The following is a 20965-nucleotide window of genomic DNA, read 5'->3' on the forward strand; positions in this document are numbered from 1 at the left end:
ATGAATTGTGATGAAATAAGAAATTTAATATTCTCATATATTGACAACGAAGCAGATGAGGATGAAAAGCTCTTAATAGAAGAGCATATAGAAAATTGTGATGAATGCAAAAAAGAATTAGAAGAATATAGAAAGATAATTAAAGCATTAAATGATTTGCCTGATGAGGAGCCACCGGCAGGATATTGTAAAAGGCTGCATGAAAAACTTTTGAATTCTAAAGTGACTGTATTTAAGGATGAATCAGTTATAGAAAGCAATACACCTAAAAAAAGAAAAAGCAAATATGGATGGGTGAAATACGCCAGTCTCGCAGCGGCAGTGGTGTTGGTCTTTACGGTAGCTGCAATAAATAACCTGAAGTTGTCAGGTATGAAATCTACAGAAAACAACATTGCATACGACAGTGCGGAGCCTTCTGCACCTCAGGCGGCACCGAGAGCGGAGTCCCCGGCAGAGCTTAAATCGTATAGTGTCAGAGGAAATGAATTTGCTGATCAAGATTATAACAATCAGGAACGGATAGCTTCAGAGGAAAGCGGTTATGCCGGTGTAAAAGATAAAATAAGTACGATGTCCCTAGATACGAGAGAAATGAAAATCATAAAATCCGGAACAATTTATGCACAGACGGAGGATTACGATAACTTCCTGAAGGATTTAGAGGATAAGATAAGTTCATTAGGAGGCTTCATAGAAAACAACAATACGGAAGTATATCAGGTTCATAATGATAATAAGCTTATGTACGGAAATTTAAAGCTGAGGATACCTCAGGAAAGCTTCTATGAATTAATAAGTTATTTAGAAAGCTTTACGGAAGTCAGAAGAAAAAATGTAAGCGAAAATGATGTAACGAAAGAATATTATGAAAAGGACAATAAGGTTAAAAATCTTGAAATTCAGGAGCAGCATTTAAGAGATTTGTTTGAAAAAGCTCAGACTGTAGAAGAAATGCTTCAGATAGAAAATGAACTGCGAAGGATAAGAACCGAAATTGATGCTTTGAACATAAGCTTGGCTGATATTAACGACAGAGCGGCAATGTCCACTATAAATTTAGAGGTTGAGGAAGTAAAGGGAGCAGCTTTTACCATAAAAGGTGAAAAGAGTGTCTGGGAAAGAGCAAGAGAAGGCTTTATAAATACGGTTAATTCAATCGTAAGAGGATTCGGAAATTTCATTGTAAGCATTATATCGGCAGCACCCATCGTTGTACCTGCAGCAATAATATTTATAATATTGCTGTTCAGGATAAAAAAATATTGGAAGAAAAAAATATAAAGAGGATGTTGACATACTTTGTTTGTGTCATCCTGAACATAGTGAAGGATCTCAGCTTTTGGCTTATGAGATCCTTCGTTGCTACTCAGGATAAGCGACTGACACCAAATTAAAATTTGGGTCATCTGCTTTCACTTACAGTATAAGCGACTGACACCAAATTAAAATTTGGGTCATCTGCTTATTTATTTTTTTTGCTTGTTATGATAGCTTTAAAGGAAATAAGTAATTTTGACTGCGTTGTTCAAATTGCCAGTATTATAGTTGTTGAGGATTTCAGATAGGCTTAGTTGACAGGCTTAGCTGGTCCATTTATTTATTTCTTGTATTGACAAATAATTAATGATAATATACTAATATTAATTATCTTAAAGGAGTGGAGAGAGCTTGGATAATATAGTGATTAAAATACACCGGTTAAATTCTGTATTTAATAAATCAGCCACTACGCTTATACCAATTGATGCATTATGTGATGAATTATGTGATATAATTAATTGCAATATTTATCTGTTTGATGTTAGTGGAAATATACGCGCTTATGCTATAGCGGAAAAATTTTCATGCAAATATACAGCTTGTTCCTTAGAAAATAAAAGGCTTCCTCAGTACTATTTAAAAATGTTTTTACAAAGTAATATAAGTGTTTTAGATATGTATGAAAAAAATCCAAAGTGCACTTATCCGGATGTAGATAAATGTCTTTTCAAGAACAGATATTATTCTATATATCCTATTTTTTCTGCATATAAAAAAGTAGGGGGGATATTATTTATAAAATATGAGGAACCATTTTCAGAGTCAGATATGGTTTTATGTGAATATACCCGTGCAATTGTTTTAATTGAAATTTTAAGACAGGAGCAGGAAAAAATTCAGCAGATTTCTATGGATATGGCAAAGGCTAAGGTAGCTGTTGATTCTTTGACATTCAGTGAAAAAAAGGCATTAAAGGCAATTTTGGATGAAATTGACGGAAATGTAGGAGAAATATTTTTGAATTCAATTGCAAGTAAGACATATACTACACCGTCCACTGTATCAAGTGTGCTTAAAAAAGCAGAATTAGCTTCGTTGATATTTACAAAATCAAGAGGTGTAAAGGGTAAGCAAATAAAAATACTTAACGAAAACATCAGAAATGAGTTAGATAAATTTGATAAAAATCCTCGTATAAACTATTAAGTTTGCTGCGAATAAATTTATCCTGATATAGGGAATATGTATGAATTTTGAGCATAGAAAGGGATCTCATCTTTTTTGATTTTAAGCACGAGATCCTAATTTCATTATATAAGCATTAATTTTTCCTGTCTTCCGTCGATAAACTCAACGGTAGTATCTTTGCAGATATCTTCCTCTACAAACATGTAAACAACTTGATCATCCCATATTTTAATTTTTTCATAAACATTTAATTCCAATGCATAGCAGGTTTTATCTTCAACAAATCTTTCACCAACTATAGGATTGAATTCTTGATTGTCAAATTGTCCTATTCTTGGTCCGGAGCCATGACCGAAGGTTCCTAACGGATGTGTGTATATCATTGGATTAATTCCTATATTTTTTGCTTTGTTCAGGGATTTTTTAAGTACATCATTTCCGGTAGTGTAATCTTTAATATTTTCCATTACTATATCTTGAAGCTTATTTGCTTTTTTGAATAGTGAAATAAATTCTTCGGGAGCTTGTGTTTCATCATCCTTTAATATGTATGCAATCCACTGCATGTCTGTGTGCAATTGAACATAAACTCCGTTCATTCCTACATCACAATGAATTAAATCACCAGGCAAAATTACTTCATTGAACATTCTTGCCACATTGCTGCCCTTTCGCTGCAAATCAATATCAGGTCCGAACCAATACAGATATCCAAGTCTGTTAATAACATCTCTCATAAACCATTCAATATGTGTTGTTGTTGTTTCTCCTACCTTTATAAACTGTTTGGAAAACGCATAATTTACAATTTGATGAGTTATATTGACAAGTGTTTTCATAGTTTGTTTTTCCAGTGGGGTAACTCGTTGGAGCCATCTGACAGTAAGAGGTCCTCCGTCACATATTTTCTTGCTATAATCACCTAATGTTTCCCTGATGTTTTCATACAATGTGGATGAAAGACCATCGCAAAATCCATCTTCTGTATTTCTGTTAACAGCTATTTTGTTTGGATTTAATTCTACGATAATTCTGCTTAAAGCATGCCAGATATCTTCATCCTTATTTTGAACCTGTTCGTATATATCTTCCATTTCAGGTGAGCAAGATCCCAAGGCAATCCTTCTTATTTCCCCACTGTTATTTCTGCAAAAAATCAGCATTCCGACTCGTCTGACATCGTACATATCCCAAGGATACAGAGTTTTAAGCATCGGATCCTTGCAAGCTTCTCTTGATACTACAAGCCAGCAGTCTATATCTGATTCTGCCATAGCCCAGGGTAAAATTAAATTGAGTCTTTCTTTTAAAATTCTTATATTCAATTCTGCCTGATTTTTTATAGGCAGCAATCCTGCGGCCTTCATCATAGATTCTAAATTATTAATAAAAGCACTGTGCATTTAATCACCTCTCATTATTTTTTATGTAAAACATCTCATATAATGCAGTTATTCGGCTCCTGCAAAAGCGAGATCCGAATAACTATTTTAAGCTTAATAATATAGATTATTTACTGCAATTTGTCCATCTCCCTGAATTTCAAAGCCCTTTAAGTCAGAGTTGTAAACTATAATATTTTCAGGTGAATGTATGAATACACAAGGAACTTCTTCCCATATAATTTCCTGAGCTTCAAGGTATGCATTTTTTCTGGTTTCAGGATCTGTTGAAGAACGTCCTAATTCTAAAAGCTCATCAACTTTATCATTTGTATAAAATGACATATTTCCTCCTGCACCATGCATAGATGAATGGAATGAAGCAAAAAGTGAATAATCCGGATCTCCGGTATCAGATGTCCAACCGAGACCAAACATCTGTAGTGTACCATCGATTACACTATCAATAAAGGCACCTCTTTCAAGGGTTTCTATTTTAACAGTAACTCCGATATCTGCTAATTGTGATTGCAGCATTTCAGCTGTATCAAGACGTTCTTGGTTTTGGTCACATGAAATAGTTATTTCAATCCCATTGGGATATCCTGCTTCCGCTAACAATTGTTTGGCTTTTTCTACATTGTATTCATGAGGCTCAAGCTTGTCATTGTATGCCCATACAACACTGCTCATAGATGAACCTGCGATTTCTCCTATACCTTGGTATACAACATTGTATATAGCTTCTTTGTTTACTGCCATATTTATCGCTTGTCTTAACTTAACATTATCAAATGGAGCTTTGCTTGTGTTAAAGCCCATGAAGTCAACTCTTGGAGCCTTACGTCTGAAAACCTCTACATTGTCGCTTGCTTCAAGTTTTTTTATCTCAATTGTCTGGGCATCTATGGATATATCTACTCCGCCTGTTTCAACTTCAATTGTACGATTTGCAACTTCAGGTATAGATCTGAATATTAAGTTTTCAATTTTGGGAGCACCATTCCAATAATCTTCATTTGCAACAAGCTCAATTCTGTCTCCTGCTACCCAGCTTATAAATTTGTACGGTCCTGTACCTACAGGTTTTTGTCCAACCATTTCACCTGCTTCTGTATATGCTTTTTCATTTACTATTGCCATTACGCCGTGGTTGAGGTGATTTAAAATAGGACCGAATGGATCTGTCATTTTCATTTCATAGGTATACTCATCAATGACTTTTGAATTTTCAAAGTCAATTGTTGCTCTTACAGACTCTGCATGGGGAGATTCTGCAATTTTAGAGAAAGAAAATGCAACATCATTTGCTGTAAATTCTTCTCCATTATGAAATTTTACACCTTTTCTCAAATGAAAAACATAGGTACTGTCATCTACGATATCCCAACTTTCTGCAAGTCCGGGTATAACATTACCATCTTTATCCAACATTACAAGAGTGTCAAATATGGTGTTAGCAACTACACCGGCCGGTGAATCTGTTGTTCCGTAAGGATCAAGTGATTTTGCATCTGACCCTTGGGCTATTACAATTGTATTTTTCTTATTGTCTGGCGTTGAAGAATTGGGGTCAGACGATTTAGGCTGTTGACTGCAACCTGATACCAATACCAATGCCATAACTAAAAATATTGATAATACTTTTTTTAACGTGTTCATTTCTTAAATCCTCCTTATAATATATATTTCAGTACAATGTACCGAATTACGAATTAATATAAGTGGCATGCCACAAAGTGCTCCGGCTCGAATTCCTTCAGCTCAGGGGATAATATAAAGCATTCATCCTTTGCATACAAGCAGCGTGGAGCAAATCTGCATCCGGGTGCCGGAGAAATCGGTGAAACTATTTCTCCCTTTAAAATAATTCTGTTTTTCTTGGAATTAATCTTTGCGACAGGAATAGCTGAAAGAAGAGCCTGGGTGTATGGGTGCAGCTGTTTTTTAAAAAGAAGCTCCGAAGAACATTTTTCCACAAGTGTACCCAGGTACATAACGCATATATTATCTGAAATATGCTTAACAACCGAAAGATCATGAGTTATAAAAATGTATGTCAATCCCTTTTCTTCTTGCAAATCTTGCATAAGATTTAATATTTGTGCTTGTATAGAAACATCCAGAGCAGAAACCGGCTCATCACATACAATAAACTTAGGGTTTAAAGCAAGTGCTCTTGCTATGCCTATTCTTTGGCGTCTTCCTCCATCAAGTTCATGGGGATATGAATCTGCAAGTCGCCTTGCAAGACCTACCGTATCCATTATTTCCAAAACTGCTTTTTCTTGTTTTTCTTTATTCCCTTCATACATATGGTGTATTTGTATAGGTTCAATAATTATACTTTTTACCGTCATACGAGGATTTATAGATGAAAAAGGATCCTGGAAAATCATTTGTAAATCTTTCCTCAATTCTTTTAGTTCATTTCCGCTTACATTGGTGATATTCTTGTCCTCAAAATAAATTTTACCATCTGTAGTATCGAGAAGATGAACTATACAACGTCCAAGTGTAGATTTCCCACAGCCGGATTCTCCTACAACTCCTAATGTTTCTCCTTTTTTTACAGTAAACGAAACACCATCTACAGCATGCAGGTCTCCCTTGGGAGTTTTGAAATATTTTTTGAGGTTTTGAATTTTCAACAGCTCTGACATTATTGCTCACCTCTTTTAATATAATTATAGCATTTGACAAAATGCCCATTTCCTATTTCCTGTGTATCCGGATTTGATTCCTTACATTTTTCGGTGGAGTATCTGCATCTTGGCTCAAAGCTACAGCCCTTGGGTAAATCTGCCGGGTCAGGCATGAGTCCTTGTATAGGAATCAACCTGTCTTCCTTAGCATCTATATCGGGAATTGAATCAAAAAGTCCCCTGGTATACGGATGAGAAGTATTTTCATAAATTTGTTCAGTTGTACCATATTCAACTATTTCTCCCGCATACATTATGGCAACCTTCTCACATATTTCTACGACTACACCTAAATCATGAGTTATGAGTATCATAGATGTATTCTTTTCTCTTTTCAGCTTTAATATTAAATCAAGAACCTGTGCCTGAATTGTAACATCTAATGCAGTTGTAGGTTCATCTGCTAAAATCAATTCAGGGTTACAGGAAAGTGCTATGGCAATTATTACACGCTGCTTCATCCCACCCGAAAACTGATGAGGATATTCAGCATAGCGTTCTTCAGGTATTCCTACAAGTTCTAACATTTCCTTAGCCTTCAACACAGCATCCGCCCTTGATAATTTCTCGTGTATTCGGATGCTTTCTGCTATTTGATCCCCAACTGTGATAACCGGATTTAAAGAAGTCATAGGGTCCTGAAATATCATGGATATCTTTTTGCCACGCACTGCTCTCAGTTTATTTTTGCTGAGTTTTAAAATGTCATGTCCTTCAAAAATAATTTCTCCATTTACAATTTTTCCCGGAGGATCAGGAATTAATCCCATAATACCCAATGCCGTTGTAGTTTTTCCGGCTCCGGTTTCACCAACTATACCTAAGCTCTCACCCTTATTAAGCAAAAGATTCAAATTATTAACAGCTTCAACTGTGCGTTCATTGCTTTTATATTCGATTTTTAAGTTTTTAATTTCAAGAATTTTCTCCATTTATTTCCTCCTCAATTTTTAAGGCGAGGATCCAATGCATCCCTAAGACCATCCCCAAGTATGTTTAAACCAAAGATAGTTATCATAATGGCAATTCCGGGGAATGTTGTCATATGTGAATATGACATTATATACTGTCTTGCTGAGGATAGCATGGAGCCCCATTCCGGCGTAGGCGGCTGTATTCCAAGTCCAAGAAAGCTAAGAGATGATGCGGAAAGTATAGCACCAGCCATGCCTAATGTAGCTTGAACAATAATAGGAGCAAGACAATTAGGAATTATATGTTTAAAAATAATTCTTGAATCAGAGGCTCCGACACATTGTGCTGCCTCTATAAATTCCTGATCCTTTATAGACAGTACAGATGCGCGAACTACTCTTGCATATCCGGGTATATCTGCGACAGCAATAGCTATTACCAAATTCAAAAGTCCGGGCTTGAGAACAGCTGCAAGAGATATCGCCAAAAGCATACCCGGTATAGCCATCAATATATCCATAGCTCTCATAAAGAGATTGTCAACCCTGCCACCGTAATAGCCGGATACAGCTCCAAGCAATCCTCCTAAAATAATTGCCACGATAATGGAGGAAAAGCCAACCAAAAGTGAAATTCTGCTCCCATGAATTATACGGCTTAAAATATCTCTGCCGAAATTATCCGTACCTAAAAGATGCTGTCTGTTTGGAGTTTCAAAAGTATGGTTGTAATCCTGCAGATCATATGGATATGGTGCTAAACGATCTGCAAACACTGCACAAAATATCATGATTAATATTATTGCCAAAGCGAACATCGCACCTTTGTTTTTTTTCAGACGACACCATGCATCACCCCAAAAGCCGTTTTTATTTTTTCTTTCAATTAGTGGCTTCATCTTTTTTTATCCTCCTCTTACTCGAAGATTTGTATTGAGATTTTATTCGAGGATCTATAAATCCATATAATATATCAACAAAAAGATTGCATACGCTAAAGGATAATGCCAAAAACAGCACACCACCTTGAACCACGAGATTATCCCTCATATTGATGCTGTCAATAATAAACTTCCCTAACCCCGGAATGGCAAATACCGATTCAATTAATACAGATCCTCCCAAAAGTCCTCCAAAACGCATTCCGATTACAGTTACTACAGGTATCATTGCATTTTTCAGTGCATGATATATTATAATCATATTTTCACTTTGACCCTTTGCTCTGGCCGTACGTATATAATCCTGACGAATTACTTCAAGCATGCTAGACCTTGTCATTCTCATAATAGTTGCCGAGCTGGATAACCCTAATGTAAAGGATGGTAAAATCCAATATTTCCATCCATAAGATCCGGAAGCAGGCAGCCATCTGAGATGTACGGAAAAAACAATTACCGCCATCAATCCCGCCCAAAATGTAGGCATAGATACACCAAGCAGTGAAAAGCTTGTTGCTAATTTATCAAAAATGGAATATTGTCTGGTAGCTGAAATTATCCCCATGATTACTCCTACTATCACGGAAATAGTTACACTTATAGCTGCAAGCAAAATAGTTGTGGGGAACCGTTCTAATATTTCATCTACAACAGGCTTGTGAGATGAATAAGAATTTCCTAAGTCAAACTTAAAAACTACATTTGTTATATATCTTAATAATTGCGTTATATACGAATCGTTGAGCCCTAAGCTTTCTCTAAGCTCTTCAACAGCAGAAGCAGACGCCGCTTCACCAAGAATCATCCTTGCAGGATCACCGGGCGTCATATACATAATAGAAAAAATAACAATAATAACTCCCAAAAGAACAGGTATCATCATTAAAAGTCTCTTGCCGATATACTTAGCCAATTTCTTCACTCCTTTATTTTTTACCCATATTACAAAATAGTATCTTACAATATGGATTACTTTAATTTTTCCTTTGAAAGCTTAATCAGTGAATTTCTCATTCTGTATAATGATTCTTTAAGTTTTTCTTCATCTAAGGCACCCTGTACTATCCGTATGTGCCCTTTGCCTTGCAGACCGTAGTTCGCACCGGAATTAACTGCAACAAGAGCATCTTCATTTAAATATGACACTATTTCATCCTCAGATCCAAGCTTCGAAACATCAATCCAAGATAAAAAACCTGATTCAGGCATTAACATGGAAACACCCGGTATATCATGAAGGTAATCATAAACTAATTTTCGGCGGTTATTAAAAATTTCAAAATATAGCTGCATAAAACTGTCATCCTTTAAAGCAGCAATTGCTCCCGCTTGTGCAGATGTATTCGTTGCACCTAACACTGAAACTACAGTTGCGTACATTTTATCGATAATTATGTCATCAGCAACAATATATCCCACCCTAAGTCCGCTTAGTCCCATTCCTTTAGAAATTGAAAATACCGAAACCGTACGTTCCCACATTCCCGGCAGGCTTGCAACGGAAACCATTTCTCTGCCATCAAAGCACGGTTGTTCAAAGGCTTGGTCAACTACTACAATCAAATCATTCCTAGTGGCAAAATTTGCAAGCTCCATTAACTTTTCCCTGTGATATACAGTAGTTGTAGGATTGTTAGGATTCGTCAAAATTATCATTTTCGTTTTATCTGTAAGCTGTTTTTCAAACTCTTCAATTTTAAACTGATATCCATCCTCCCTGTAAACAGGTATCCGTACTATCTTGCCACCCAATATTTCTGTGTTTTGGAAATTATTGGGGTAGCTTGGGTCTACAATCATTACCTCATCATCATTTTCAATGAAGGGCAGCATTGCAAAAAACAATCCCGAATCCGAGCCTGGTGTAATGAGTATATTTCTTTGTGCATCCACATCTAAATTGTTTATTTTTTTTAGTTTTTTAGATATTTCAACCTTCAAATCGCCGTTACCTATAGGTACTGTATAATGGCTTGCAAATCCACTGTCAATAGAGTTTTTCATAGCCTCTGCTACATGCTGCGGAACAGATGGGTTGGGATAAAACGGATCCGCCCATGCCATCAGTGCAACTCCTCTTTCTTTAAGTTTAATCTCCACATCTCCTACATCAGCTTTTTCTACTTCGCAAAACAGTCCTCCGTTTGCTTTTTGAAAAGCAGATATCATTTTTCCTGTAATCATTTACTGTCTCTCCTTAATAGTTAAAACTTAAATCCAATATATTTAAGATTAAAAAATATTTTTAAAAACTCTTCAACATAATCCTCACACTCGGTTCCTGTCTGGAAATAAATGCATCTCGAAATTTGCCCGGAAGTTTTCTTGCCATCAATTTCGAAAATTATATAGTCATCTAAATAACCAAATTCAGGGAACCTTTTACGCAAGGCTTTAATTTCATTCCTTTGCTTAGCTGTCATGTCCGATAATACACTTCTCATAGCTATCGGAGCTTTAAACAATCTTACAGGAACCTTTGAAGAAGAACTATCCTTTGTTTTATTTATTTCGGCTGCTTCAGCATCTTTTACGAAACACTTCTGAAGCTTAGAAAATAATTCCTTTTCTTTTTTTATAATTTGTAAAACATCTCCCACACAGTCCTCATCCATAAGGCATAAAATATTATCTAAGGTAGAATAATAAATTCCTTTTATATAATTGGAATGCTCTTTTATTTCAGCATCAGACCCTTTTTGGCGAATGCTCATAAAACGATGTAAAAATCGTTCTGAAACCTTTTCTACAACCATCTCTGCATCAGATAAATTAAATCTCGAATAAATGTAACAATATGCCGCGGATAAAACAGCTGCTCTTTGAAGCATGTTTGGGTCAATATGCTCAATGCTGTCAACACTTGTATGGTAAGTTTTATCAGGCCACTGAGTGACTGCAATGGATGGAATTCCTATAGCCGGATCTGATAAAATATAATGATCGCTTCCACCTACAAATGGAACTTTCGTGCTGAGAAACAACGGAGCATATATACCATTTCTCCCAAATTTACATTCCTTTAATAATTCATCAACTATATTAGTTGCAATATCTCCCGAAAAGGAGCGGGCACAATCGGGAGTGTCCACAATAATGAGACCACCGGCATCTTTATTTTGATAAGCTCCCACCATATCTAAATTAATTCCTGAAACTATATTTGAAAGATTGTTTTCTCTTTCATTTAAATATGCATATAAGCCTGTAAATTCCGGTATCAAAAGTAAGCGTATACTCCTTTTGGGGCGTGGAAGCTTACCGTTTTCAATAAGATTATTTAGGCTGCACATAGCTTCAACAGCTGCTGCAACACCTGAAGCATTGTCATTTACACTGGAACGCGGATGGCACAAATGTGCAACCATCAATATTTCCTCATCTGTGAAGCCCGGAATAACCGCATCGACATTTTCAAAAGCTCCTTCTTTTAGAACAGAGGAAACTTTAAATCGTGCAGTGGGTCTTTTTCCTTCATCTTTCAATTTTATGCAGGCTTCCCGCAGCCTCTTGCCGTTTAAAGGAGATATGGCAAAGCCGCATAATTTATCCTCTTGGTACTTACTTAAAATATGGAAGCTTAAATTAGCATGTGCATGTGACATCTGTATATCTTCGCTCATATTTATTCTTACTGGTGCAATCTCCGGCATAGATACCGTTATAATTCCTGCAGCTCCAAGCTCTGTGGAGCGTTCTATCCAACTTTCAAAGGAATTTTCGACAAAAAGCAACGCACCTTCAAGTGAAATATCAAAATCATCGGGATTACTTTTATAATCTGCATATATTATGGGAACGTCTTTATTGGAAAAATCTCTGAAGGAGCTGCGCTGTATAATCGACATTTCTTCTTGATTGAAGTCAGAAAGTCTCTGTTGCCAAGGGGCTGTAATTTCAAGCCACCCTTCCTGACAATTCCATTCCTTAAAAAGCTTCTGGGTGAAACAAAGTGTTTGTCCATCTGCGGGATATTTTGAAATGCTTACATGCACTCCATTGCTTCGCAGCAAATCGGCTACGCATTTTGCTGAATTTCTATAACCCTCGGAGGCTTGAATTCTATGAAACTCCTTAATTTTTCTGATGTAATCCATGGCCGTGTGACCATTGCATGTATTTTTTATCACATCAATACAAGCTGTAAAATTCATTTCATCAATCATTTTTACCTCCCTGTTTTATATTGAAACAAACGTTTGTGAAAAACCATAATACATGAAATCCCGGTAAATTTTCATGTATTATAGCACTTAAGCATAACTAATGCAATATTAGAGCGAGAATTCAGAATTCTTTGCTTTTTCTTATTAAATGGTATAATATTTTTGCATACAGCATAAGCGACTGACACCAAATTAAAATTTGGGTCATCTGCTTATTTATTTTTTTCGCTTGTTATGCTATAATAGTTATATTAAAAGCAAAGTGAGGCAAAAAATATGGGTCAGGCAAGTATAGGTGACTTGTTAAATGATAAAGCAAGAGAGCAAATGAAAAGTATGACTAAAATAAATAAAAATATTTCGGAGCTGAGACCGGGAGAAAAGTCAGAGGGGTTTTATCTCATTAAAAATTTTGAGGTAAAAAAGACAACTAACGGAAAGCAGTACATTGATATAGAATTAGTAGATAAGACAGGTTCAATAAATGCAAAGATTTGGGACTATACCAAGGAAAATGAAGAGGTTGCAACCGATAATTCAATAGTAAAGGTTCGTGGGGAAGTATTGGAATGGAACGGAACCAAGCAATTAAAGGTTAATAAAATCAGAGGAAAGCTGCCGAATGATGATATAAAAATATCTGAATTAATACCATCTGCACCTATTGAAAACGAAGAAATGATGAATGCTTTGGAGTCATATATAAAAAAAATCAAGGACGAGGAAATCAGGTCATTGGTCGATACCATAATAAATAAGTATAAGGATAGGCTTTTATATTATCCGGCTGCAAAGAAAAACCATCATTCGTATCTGGGAGGTCTTTTATACCATATGCTTCGTATGATGCAAGCCGGAGAAAAACTTGGTCAGGTGTATGGTTTTATAAATATGGATTATGTATACGCAGGAGTAATGCTTCACGATATATGCAAAATTCTTGAAATGGATGCGGATACGTACGGGGTCGTATCCGACTATACGATGGAAGGCAAGCTGTTAGGTCATATAATTCAGGGAATTAAGGAAATAGAAACTGAAGGAGAAAAAATAGGCATCGATAGGGAAAAAAGTATACTTTTGCAGCATATGGTTCTATCCCATCATTATGAACCGGAATTTGGAAGTCCTAAAAAACCGATGACTCCGGAAGCTGAGCTTCTTCATTTCTTAGATATAATCGACGCGAGAATGTTCGATTTTGAGCATAGCCTGGAGGGTATCGATCCGGGGCAGTTTACTGATAAAATATGGCTGTTGGATAACAGGAACCTTTATAAACCAATGAACAATGAATAATGAACAATGAACAGTTAATGAAGAATTTAGCTTATGCTAAATTCTTTCTTTAAAGGAGGAGGCAATGGGACTAAGTTTAGTCTTTGGACGAGCCAAGTCGGGTAAATCCACATATATTTATGATGATATAAAAAAGAATATTGAAAAAAACGACAATACCAACTTATTGCTCATTGTTCCCGAGCAGATGACATATCAGGCTGAGTATGAAATAATTGACAGAATAGACAATCAGGGAATTATGGCCGCTGAGATTTTAAGCATAAAAAGACTGGGATACAAAGTGCTTGAAGAGGTTGGGGGGCTTAAGGTTCAGGAAATCAACAATTATGGAAAGGTTATGCTTTTAAAGCAGATATTCGAAGAGAATATGGATAATCTGAACATATTTACAAAATCCGTAAAGCAGGAAGGCTTCCTCAGGGAGTTCGATGCTTTAATAAGTGAGCTTAAGCAAAATTGCATAAGTGCAGAATTCCTTGAACAAATAGCTAAATACAATATTAAGGATGAAGAAAACCAGTTTCTTAATAAAAAGCTAAAAGATATTGCTGTAATTTATAAAGAAATACTAAAAAGAACACATGATAGGTTTTATGATGAAGAAGACAAAACGGAGCTTTTAATATCGGCTGTTGAGAAATCAGATTACATTAAGAACTCAATAATATGGATTGACGGCTTTGAAAGCTTCGACATGCAAAGACATAATCTTATTAAGGAATTAATAAAAAATGCAAGGTCGGTAACCATTTCATTAAACATGGAAGCTTCATACTTAAAGTCATTTCATAGTTATGAAGATTGGGAAGTATTTAAGAACGTATATATTACATACAGCACTTTGGTTAAGGATCTTGACTGCGATATAAAAATTATAACGGTTAATGAAAACAGATTCAGTGATGAAATAAAAACAATAGAACGAAGTATGTTTACTGTAAATACGGAAGAATATTCGGGTTTGACCCAAAATATTCACATAATTTCATCACTTAATCCATATTCTGAGGTTGAGAAAATTGCGGTGAAAATAGTGTCCTTGGTTCGGGATTATGATTACAGATGGAAAGACATTTCAGTTGCCGTAAGCGATATGGACAGCTACGTTATTAATATTAAAAAGATTTTTACCCGGTTTGAAATTCCTTGCTTTTTAGATGCGAAAAGGGATATTATGGGTAATCCGTTGACAAAATTTATTTTGTCGCTTCTTGATATGTTTAACTATAATTTCAGGCATGACAGCGTGTTCGAATTTTTAAAAACCGGTTTTACTTCTTTGGATTACGATGAAATAAGTAAGCTTGAAAATTTCGCATTGCAATATGGCATTGAAGGAAGCAAATGGTTCAAGCCCTTTAAATTCAATGTAAATCAAATAGATTATTTCGAAGAGCTGAGAGAACGTCTTGCAAAAAATTTAAAAGAGTATAGAAAGGAATACAGTGAACTTAACAATGCCCTTGATATAACATTATTTTTATATGACGTTTTAAAGCTGTACAAGGTTCAGGAAAAGATTGAAAAGCAGGTCAATATATTCAAAAAATCCGAGATGTACGAAATGTCCGGGGAAAATGCTCAGATATGGAATCATGTAATTGACATATTTGAACAAATTACCTTAGCCGGAGCCGATACGTCAATTACGACCGTTGAATATAAAAAAATGTTGGAATCCGGCTTCAGAGAAGTAATGATAAGCATTATTCCTCCTTCTTTGGACAAGGTTACAGTATCTGATATCGATAAGATTTCAGTTAAACCGACTAAGGTTCTGTTTATAATCGGTGCCAATGAAGGGAAATTGGATTCTAAAAACAATGAAAAGGGCCTGTTGCTTGATGATGAAAGAGATTTGCTTTCAAAATCCGGCTTAAAACTGTTGATTGATTCAAATTATTACATTTACAAGGAAAAGCACCTGCTGTACAAGCTGTTTACAAATGCATCACATGAGCTTTTTTTAAGCTATTGCCTTGGAACCACGGATGGAAAATCTGTGCAGCCTTCATTGTATGCGGACAGAATGAAACAGTTATTTCCTTTAGTAAAGGAAGAGTCTGATTTAATTGAAGCTTCAGAAGATGAAAAAATATCAAACAATAAAGGCACCGTAGATTATTTAATAGGCAGCATCAGAAATTACATTGAAGGAGACAATATTGGTCATGTTTGGAAGGACGCTTATTCATGGTACGAAGTAAATGATGAAAATATTATAAAAATTATCAATCAAGGAATGTCTTATGAAAATAGGGCAGAAAAAATAAAGGATGAAAATTTAAAAAAAATATACCATGAGCCAACGACTATATCAGTATCTAAAATAGAGAACTTCGCTTCCTGTCCCTTTAAATTTTTTATGGACAGTGTTATAAATCCACAGCCAAGAATTGTACAGAAGGTGGAATTTTATGACCTAGGAAATATTTATCATGCGTCGGTTGAGGAATTCACGAAATCACTGAACAATTTAGATATTATGGACTTGGATAAGGAAAAAATTGACGATTTATCTGTTTCTGTTACGGAAAAGGTGCTTGTTGATAATGGATCTGACTACTTAGCTTTGGATGCCAATGAACGCAATAAATATATGAAGGAAAAAATAAAGAGATTGGTAAACAGAGCTGCTTCCACAATTGTAAATCAATTGCAAAGAGGTAATTTCAGACCTGCATATACGGAACTGATTATAGGAAACGATGCTTGTGAATTTAAAATTTCTCCCGTAAAAATTAAAATAGACGATGAAACAAGTGTATATTTTCAAGGGAGAATTGACCGTGTAGACATATTAAAAAAAGATGATAAAACCTACATTAATATTATTGACTATAAATCTTCCTTTAAGGATATTGATTTATCAGATGCATTGCAAGGTCTCCAGCTGCAGCTTTTGGTGTATATGTCCGCCATAATCAAAAATGGAGAAAAATTGTTTTGCTCAAAACCGGAAGTTGGGGGTATTTATTATTTTGTAATAGATGACCCTATGATTGATTCAGATGAGGTATCCGTAAATGATGTAGAAGCGGAAATTATCAATAAACTCTCTTTAAAGGGTTATGCAGTGGAGAATGAAGATATTATTTTTAATATGGACAAGGATATTAATAACAACAGAAAATCTGATATTATTCCTGTTTCGTTAAATAAAGACGGAAGCACCTCTAAATCATCAAAAACATTGACTGACAAGGAATTTAAAATGCTTCTTGATAAAATTGACAGTGTTGCAAAACAAACGGCTGAAGAAGTGTTAAAAGGAAATATAGATATAAAGCCTTACAGGAAGGTTAATGGCGGGAAAACTCCATGCAGTTATTGTGAATTTATATCTGTGTGTCAATTTGATCCTTCTGTAGACGGTAATAATTACAGGAGAATAAATAAGCTCAAGAAAGAAGATGTTTTAAGAGAAATAATGCAGGAAGGCGGCGGCGTTGATGAAATTCAGTCCTAAGCAAAGAGAAGTTATTGACCTTAGAAATAAGAATATATTGGTATCGGCGGCGGCCGGCTCGGGGAAAACCACTGTCTTAGTTGAAAGAATAATCAAACTGATTACGGAAGAAAAGGAAAATATAGACAGCTTCTTAATTGTAACCTTTACTAATGCCGCAGCAAGCGGTATGAAACAAAAAATACACAAAGCTTTGATTAAGAAAGTTCAGAAAAGCGAAAATAAAGAGCATTTAAAAAATCAGCTTAATAATTTAAGCAGAGCCAGCATTTCTACAATACATGCTTTTTGTATCGACGTTGTGAGAAAAAAATTCCACCTTATAGGCATAGACCCTAATTTCAGAATAGGCGATGTAAATGAGGTTGAAATACTGTTGAATGAAACTATAGATGATGTTTTAGAGAATTATTACGCATCGAAATCTCAGGGCTTCGTAAAGCTTGTGGAAAGCTTTACAAGCAACAGGGGAGACAGTGAATTAACAGATATTGTTAAAGATATTTACAGATTCATATTAAGTAATCCGGAACCATTTGAATGGTTAAATGAAAAAGTTGAAGAACATAATTTGTCTGTAGATGATTTTAAGGCTTCGGCATGGCTCAAAGCGGTCAAAGCGAATATGATCATCTTGCTTAACGGTGCAGAAGAGAAGGTTCAATGGGCTTCAAGCTTATGTGATGAAGTTGACGGCCCCTTTGTTTACAAGGAAACTCTTTTAGAGGATTTAAATAATGTAATAAGCTTAAAGGAAGCTTTATGTAAGGATTTTCAGGAATTTATATATATTTTATATTCGGTATCATTTTCTTCTCTCAAATCTTTAAGAGGCAAGCAGAAGGATGATGTGAGTCCTGAGAAGCAGGAGGATGTAAAGCAATTAAGGGAAGAGTATAAAAAAATTATAAACAGCATGAAAAAGACAGTGCCTAACAAAGATTTAGGTGAATTTGTTTCCGATATAAACTATATGTATCAGCCCATGCATACCCTGTATCAACTGATTTTTGATATTGACAGGGAATTTAAATTACGAAAAATCGATAAGTCCATTGCAGATTTTAACGATGTTGAGCATTATGCGCTTCAGATACTTAAGAATGAGGATGTGGGAGAAAGATACAGAAATAAATATAAATATGTATTTATCGACGAATACCAGGACAGCAACCGTCTTCAGGAGGAATTGTTAAATTCAATAAAACGAAACAACAATTTGTTTATGGTCGGTGATGTCAAGCAAAGTATTTACCGGTTCAGACTAGCCGACCCGACGATTTTCAACGAAAAATGTGACAGCTATCCGAGCAGTGACGATAACAGCCCGGACAGAAGGGTTGATTTAACTCAAAATTTCAGGAGCAGGAAAGAAATACTCAATGGAATCAACTTTATTTTTAATAAAATTATGAACAAGGAAATAGGTGAAGTTGATTACACCAGTGATGTATATCTCAATCCGGGAGCAGAATTTAAAGAAAGCGGAGATTGCTTCACAGAGCTTACGATCATTGATAAAAATAAGGATGAAGCTGATAATATAAGTGAAGAAATTTTAGAAATGAAGCAGGCTGAGCTTGAAGCTGCATTATCGGTTCAAAAAATCAAAGAGCTTTTACATAAGGACAATAACCTACCTATAAATAGAAATAATAACGAGATAATAGAAGCAATTCCTGAAAAGCTGCAATATAAGGATATTGTAATTTTAATGCGTTCGGTTTCAAAAAGTGCCGGTATATTTGAAGAAATTTTCAATAATGAAGGTATTCCTTTTTATTTTGATGGAGGTCTAGGATACTATGAAACAATTGAAATTCAGGTAATTCTAAATTTACTTAGAATCATAGATAACATAAGGCAGGATGTTCCGCTTTTAAGCGTCATGAGGTCACCTATTGGTTCCTTCACCACAGAAGAGCTTGTAGAGATAAGAGTTAACAGTCCTAAGTGTTCTTTTATTGATGCATTATACAATTATAAAAATAAATTCGATGACGAGCTTTCTTTAAAATTAAGATTATTTACCGAAAAAATTGAGCTCTGGAAAAAAAGAAGCAGATACATTCATTTGAATGACTTAATTTGGGAAGTGTTAATGGAAACAAATTATTATTATTTTGTAGGACTTCTTCCAAACGGTAAAATAAGACAGGCAAATTTGCACTTGCTGACAGATAAAGCCTATGACTTTGAAAAAACCTCTATGAGCGGACTGTTTAACTTTTTAAGATATGTGGAAAAATTAAGGGCCTCGTCCGGTGATTCCGGGAGCGCAAAAACATTGGGTGAAAATGATAATGTTGTAAGGTTAATGTCGGTGCATAAAAGCAAGGGATTGGAATTTCCTGTCGTTATATTGTGCGGTCTAAGCAAAAGATTCAATAAAGCCGACAGCTCAAAGCCGATATTAAAGCATAAGGATTATGGTCTTGCACCTAAATACATAAATCCTGATGACCGAATATACAGAGAAACTATTGCAAGAGCAAGCTTGAAGGGAGTTATAAAAATTGAAAATCTTTCGGAAGAAATGAGAGTGCTTTACGTTGCAATGACAAGAGCCATTGACAGGCTGATAATGATAGGGACCGTTGATAAGTTAGAGAATAAAGTAAAAAGGTGGAATAAGGGAGTTACTCTATACAATGTATACAACAGTGATTCGTATCTTGATTGGATATGTTCCTGTTTTAATAATGGCTCAGATGTGTGGCAGGTTAATACAATTTCCTTATCTCAGATAAACCTGAACAAACAGGAAGCTGACAACGATAAGGCAAAAAGAATTCAATCTATTCATGAGTTTAAAAATCAAAACAACAGTTTGTTAAAGGGTGAAATAGAAAGACGCTTAAAATATAAATATGAATTTATAAGCTCTGTCAATGTGCCTACTAAGCTTTCGGTTACCGATATAAAGGTGTTGAAACATGAAACAATAGAAAGAGTTAAATATAAAATTCCTGTTTTAAGGGACTTACCTCAATTCAATGATGAGAGTGACTTTACTAAGGCTGAAGTTGGCACCATCGTCCACTTTGTAATGCAGCGCTTAGATCTTAATCAAAATATATCAAAGGATAACATAAACGAGCAAATAAATGAAATGGTACGAAAAAAGCTTCTGACGGAAAAAGAAGCCGAAGTTGTTGATGTCAAGATATTGATGGATTTCTTTAAATCTGATATAGGAGTAAGAATGATGTCTTCTGACTTAGTAAAAAGAGAGGTTCCATTTGTTATTAAAAAGCATGCCAATGAAATAATCGGTTCACTTAATGAAAATGATATAATTCTTATTCAGGGAATTATCGACTGTTATTTCCATGAGGATGATCAAGTGGTTATAATAGACTATAAAACCGATGAAATTAACAGTGATGACGATTTAAAGTATGCAACCGAGGAGTATAGACCTCAAATTTTATCATATAAGGAAGCAGTGGAAAAAATAACCGGCAAAAAGGTAAGGGCCTGCTATCTGTATTTGTTTGACGTTTCAGCTCAAGTGGAAATTATATAAATTAAAAGAAGATAAGCAGGCTGCTTACCTCAGGTTATTGACAAACCCGCTAAAAATTAGCGGGTTTTCATAATAATTAAGGAAAGACACATGAAAAATCAATCTT

Annotated in this window: 13 protein-coding genes; 5 read left to right on the forward strand and 8 right to left on the reverse strand. The window is 35.2% G+C overall.

Translation table 11 applies throughout. The features are described from left to right. Both HZF24_RS02455 and HZF24_RS02460 read left to right on the forward strand, forming a co-directional pair. Window positions 1–1284, forward strand: coding sequence for a DUF4349 domain-containing protein (locus HZF24_RS02455; RefSeq protein ID WP_179236663.1), 1284 nt, complete (start codon window positions 1–3; stop codon window positions 1282–1284). A gap of 387 nt (window positions 1285–1671) precedes the next feature. After that, window positions 1672–2469: a hypothetical protein gene (locus HZF24_RS02460; RefSeq protein ID WP_179236664.1), complete on the forward strand. Its 798-nt coding sequence runs from the start codon at window positions 1672–1674 to the stop codon at window positions 2467–2469. A 104-nt stretch (window positions 2470–2573) separates the two neighbouring features. Here HZF24_RS02460 and HZF24_RS02465 read toward each other — a convergent pair whose 3' ends face one another. The 8 genes from HZF24_RS02465 to HZF24_RS02500 form a co-directional block, all read right to left on the reverse strand. Next, window positions 2574–3854, reverse strand: a complete 1281-nt coding sequence (locus tag HZF24_RS02465; protein ID WP_179236665.1) for a M24 family metallopeptidase — start codon at window positions 3852–3854, stop codon at window positions 2574–2576. Between the two features lie 93 nt (window positions 3855–3947). Further along, on the reverse strand, window positions 3948–5495 hold the full coding sequence (locus HZF24_RS02470; RefSeq protein WP_179236666.1) for an ABC transporter substrate-binding protein: 1548 nt from the start codon (window positions 5493–5495) through the stop codon (window positions 3948–3950). A 53-nt stretch (window positions 5496–5548) separates the two neighbouring features. Next, window positions 5549–6496, reverse strand: coding sequence for an ABC transporter ATP-binding protein (locus tag HZF24_RS02475; protein WP_179236667.1), 948 nt, complete (start codon window positions 6494–6496; stop codon window positions 5549–5551). After that, window positions 6496–7470, reverse strand: a complete 975-nt coding sequence (locus HZF24_RS02480; RefSeq protein ID WP_179236668.1) for an ABC transporter ATP-binding protein — start codon at window positions 7468–7470, stop codon at window positions 6496–6498. Before HZF24_RS02480 ends, HZF24_RS02475 begins: the two co-directional genes overlap by 1 nt. 11 nt (window positions 7471–7481) lie before the next feature. Next, window positions 7482–8351, reverse strand: a complete 870-nt coding sequence (locus tag HZF24_RS02485; RefSeq protein ID WP_179236669.1) for an ABC transporter permease — start codon at window positions 8349–8351, stop codon at window positions 7482–7484. Further along, window positions 8335–9306 (reverse strand): ABC transporter permease, encoded by a 972-nt coding sequence (locus HZF24_RS02490; RefSeq protein WP_179236670.1) that lies wholly within the window; start codon window positions 9304–9306, stop codon window positions 8335–8337. Before HZF24_RS02490 ends, HZF24_RS02485 begins: the two co-directional genes overlap by 17 nt. A gap of 56 nt (window positions 9307–9362) precedes the next feature. After that, entirely contained in the window at window positions 9363–10577 is a 1215-nt protein-coding gene (locus HZF24_RS02495) for a pyridoxal phosphate-dependent aminotransferase (protein ID WP_179236671.1), read from the reverse strand. Window positions 10578–10597: 20 nt separating this feature from the next. Continuing rightward, window positions 10598–12559, reverse strand: a complete 1962-nt coding sequence (locus HZF24_RS02500; RefSeq protein ID WP_179236672.1) for a DUF4910 domain-containing protein — start codon at window positions 12557–12559, stop codon at window positions 10598–10600. Between the two features lie 276 nt (window positions 12560–12835). Between HZF24_RS02500 and HZF24_RS02505 the strand changes: the two genes are divergently transcribed. The 3 genes from HZF24_RS02505 to addA all read left to right on the forward strand — a co-directional run bounded on the left by HZF24_RS02505 (window position 12836) and on the right by addA (window position 20859). Continuing rightward, the gene (locus HZF24_RS02505; RefSeq protein WP_246345917.1) at window positions 12836–13858 is read left to right on the forward strand and encodes a 3'-5' exoribonuclease YhaM family protein; all 1023 of its coding nucleotides are present in this window, start codon (window positions 12836–12838) and stop codon (window positions 13856–13858) included. Between the two features lie 64 nt (window positions 13859–13922). Continuing rightward, window positions 13923–17330, forward strand: coding sequence for a PD-(D/E)XK nuclease family protein (locus HZF24_RS02510; protein ID WP_179236673.1), 3408 nt, complete (start codon window positions 13923–13925; stop codon window positions 17328–17330). Further along, window positions 17314–20859 (forward strand): helicase-exonuclease AddAB subunit AddA, encoded by a 3546-nt coding sequence (gene addA, locus HZF24_RS02515; protein WP_246345932.1) that lies wholly within the window; start codon window positions 17314–17316, stop codon window positions 20857–20859. Before HZF24_RS02510 ends, addA begins: the two co-directional genes overlap by 17 nt. Window positions 20860–20965: the final 106 nt, after the last annotated feature.

The sequence above is a fragment of the Sedimentibacter hydroxybenzoicus DSM 7310 genome (genome assembly GCF_013403245.1).
Classification (GTDB): Bacteria; Bacillota; Clostridia; order Tissierellales; family Sedimentibacteraceae; genus Sedimentibacter; species Sedimentibacter hydroxybenzoicus.

What these genes read in the sequence shown, in the direction of transcription:
- HZF24_RS02510 (WP_179236673.1), top strand. Translation starts at nt 13,923, where the DNA reads ATGGGACTAAGTTTAGTCTTTGGACGAGCCAAGTCGGGTAAATCCACA.
- HZF24_RS02465 (WP_179236665.1), bottom strand. Translation starts at nt 3,854, where the DNA reads ATGCACAGTGCTTTTATTAATAATTTAGAATCTATGATGAAGGCCGCA.
- HZF24_RS02495 (WP_179236671.1), bottom strand. Translation starts at nt 10,577, where the DNA reads ATGATTACAGGAAAAATGATATCTGCTTTTCAAAAAGCAAACGGAGGA.
- HZF24_RS02455 (WP_179236663.1), top strand. Translation starts at nt 1, where the DNA reads ATGAATTGTGATGAAATAAGAAATTTAATATTCTCATATATTGACAAC.
- HZF24_RS02480 (WP_179236668.1), bottom strand. Translation starts at nt 7,470, where the DNA reads ATGGAGAAAATTCTTGAAATTAAAAACTTAAAAATCGAATATAAAAGC.
- HZF24_RS02475 (WP_179236667.1), bottom strand. Translation starts at nt 6,496, where the DNA reads ATGTCAGAGCTGTTGAAAATTCAAAACCTCAAAAAATATTTCAAAACT.
- HZF24_RS02500 (WP_179236672.1), bottom strand. Translation starts at nt 12,559, where the DNA reads ATGATTGATGAAATGAATTTTACAGCTTGTATTGATGTGATAAAAAAT.
- HZF24_RS02470 (WP_179236666.1), bottom strand. Translation starts at nt 5,495, where the DNA reads ATGAACACGTTAAAAAAAGTATTATCAATATTTTTAGTTATGGCATTG.
- HZF24_RS02505 (WP_246345917.1), top strand. Translation starts at nt 12,836, where the DNA reads ATGGGTCAGGCAAGTATAGGTGACTTGTTAAATGATAAAGCAAGAGAG.
- addA (WP_246345932.1), top strand. Translation starts at nt 17,314, where the DNA reads ATGAAATTCAGTCCTAAGCAAAGAGAAGTTATTGACCTTAGAAATAAG.
- HZF24_RS02485 (WP_179236669.1), bottom strand. Translation starts at nt 8,351, where the DNA reads ATGAAGCCACTAATTGAAAGAAAAAATAAAAACGGCTTTTGGGGTGAT.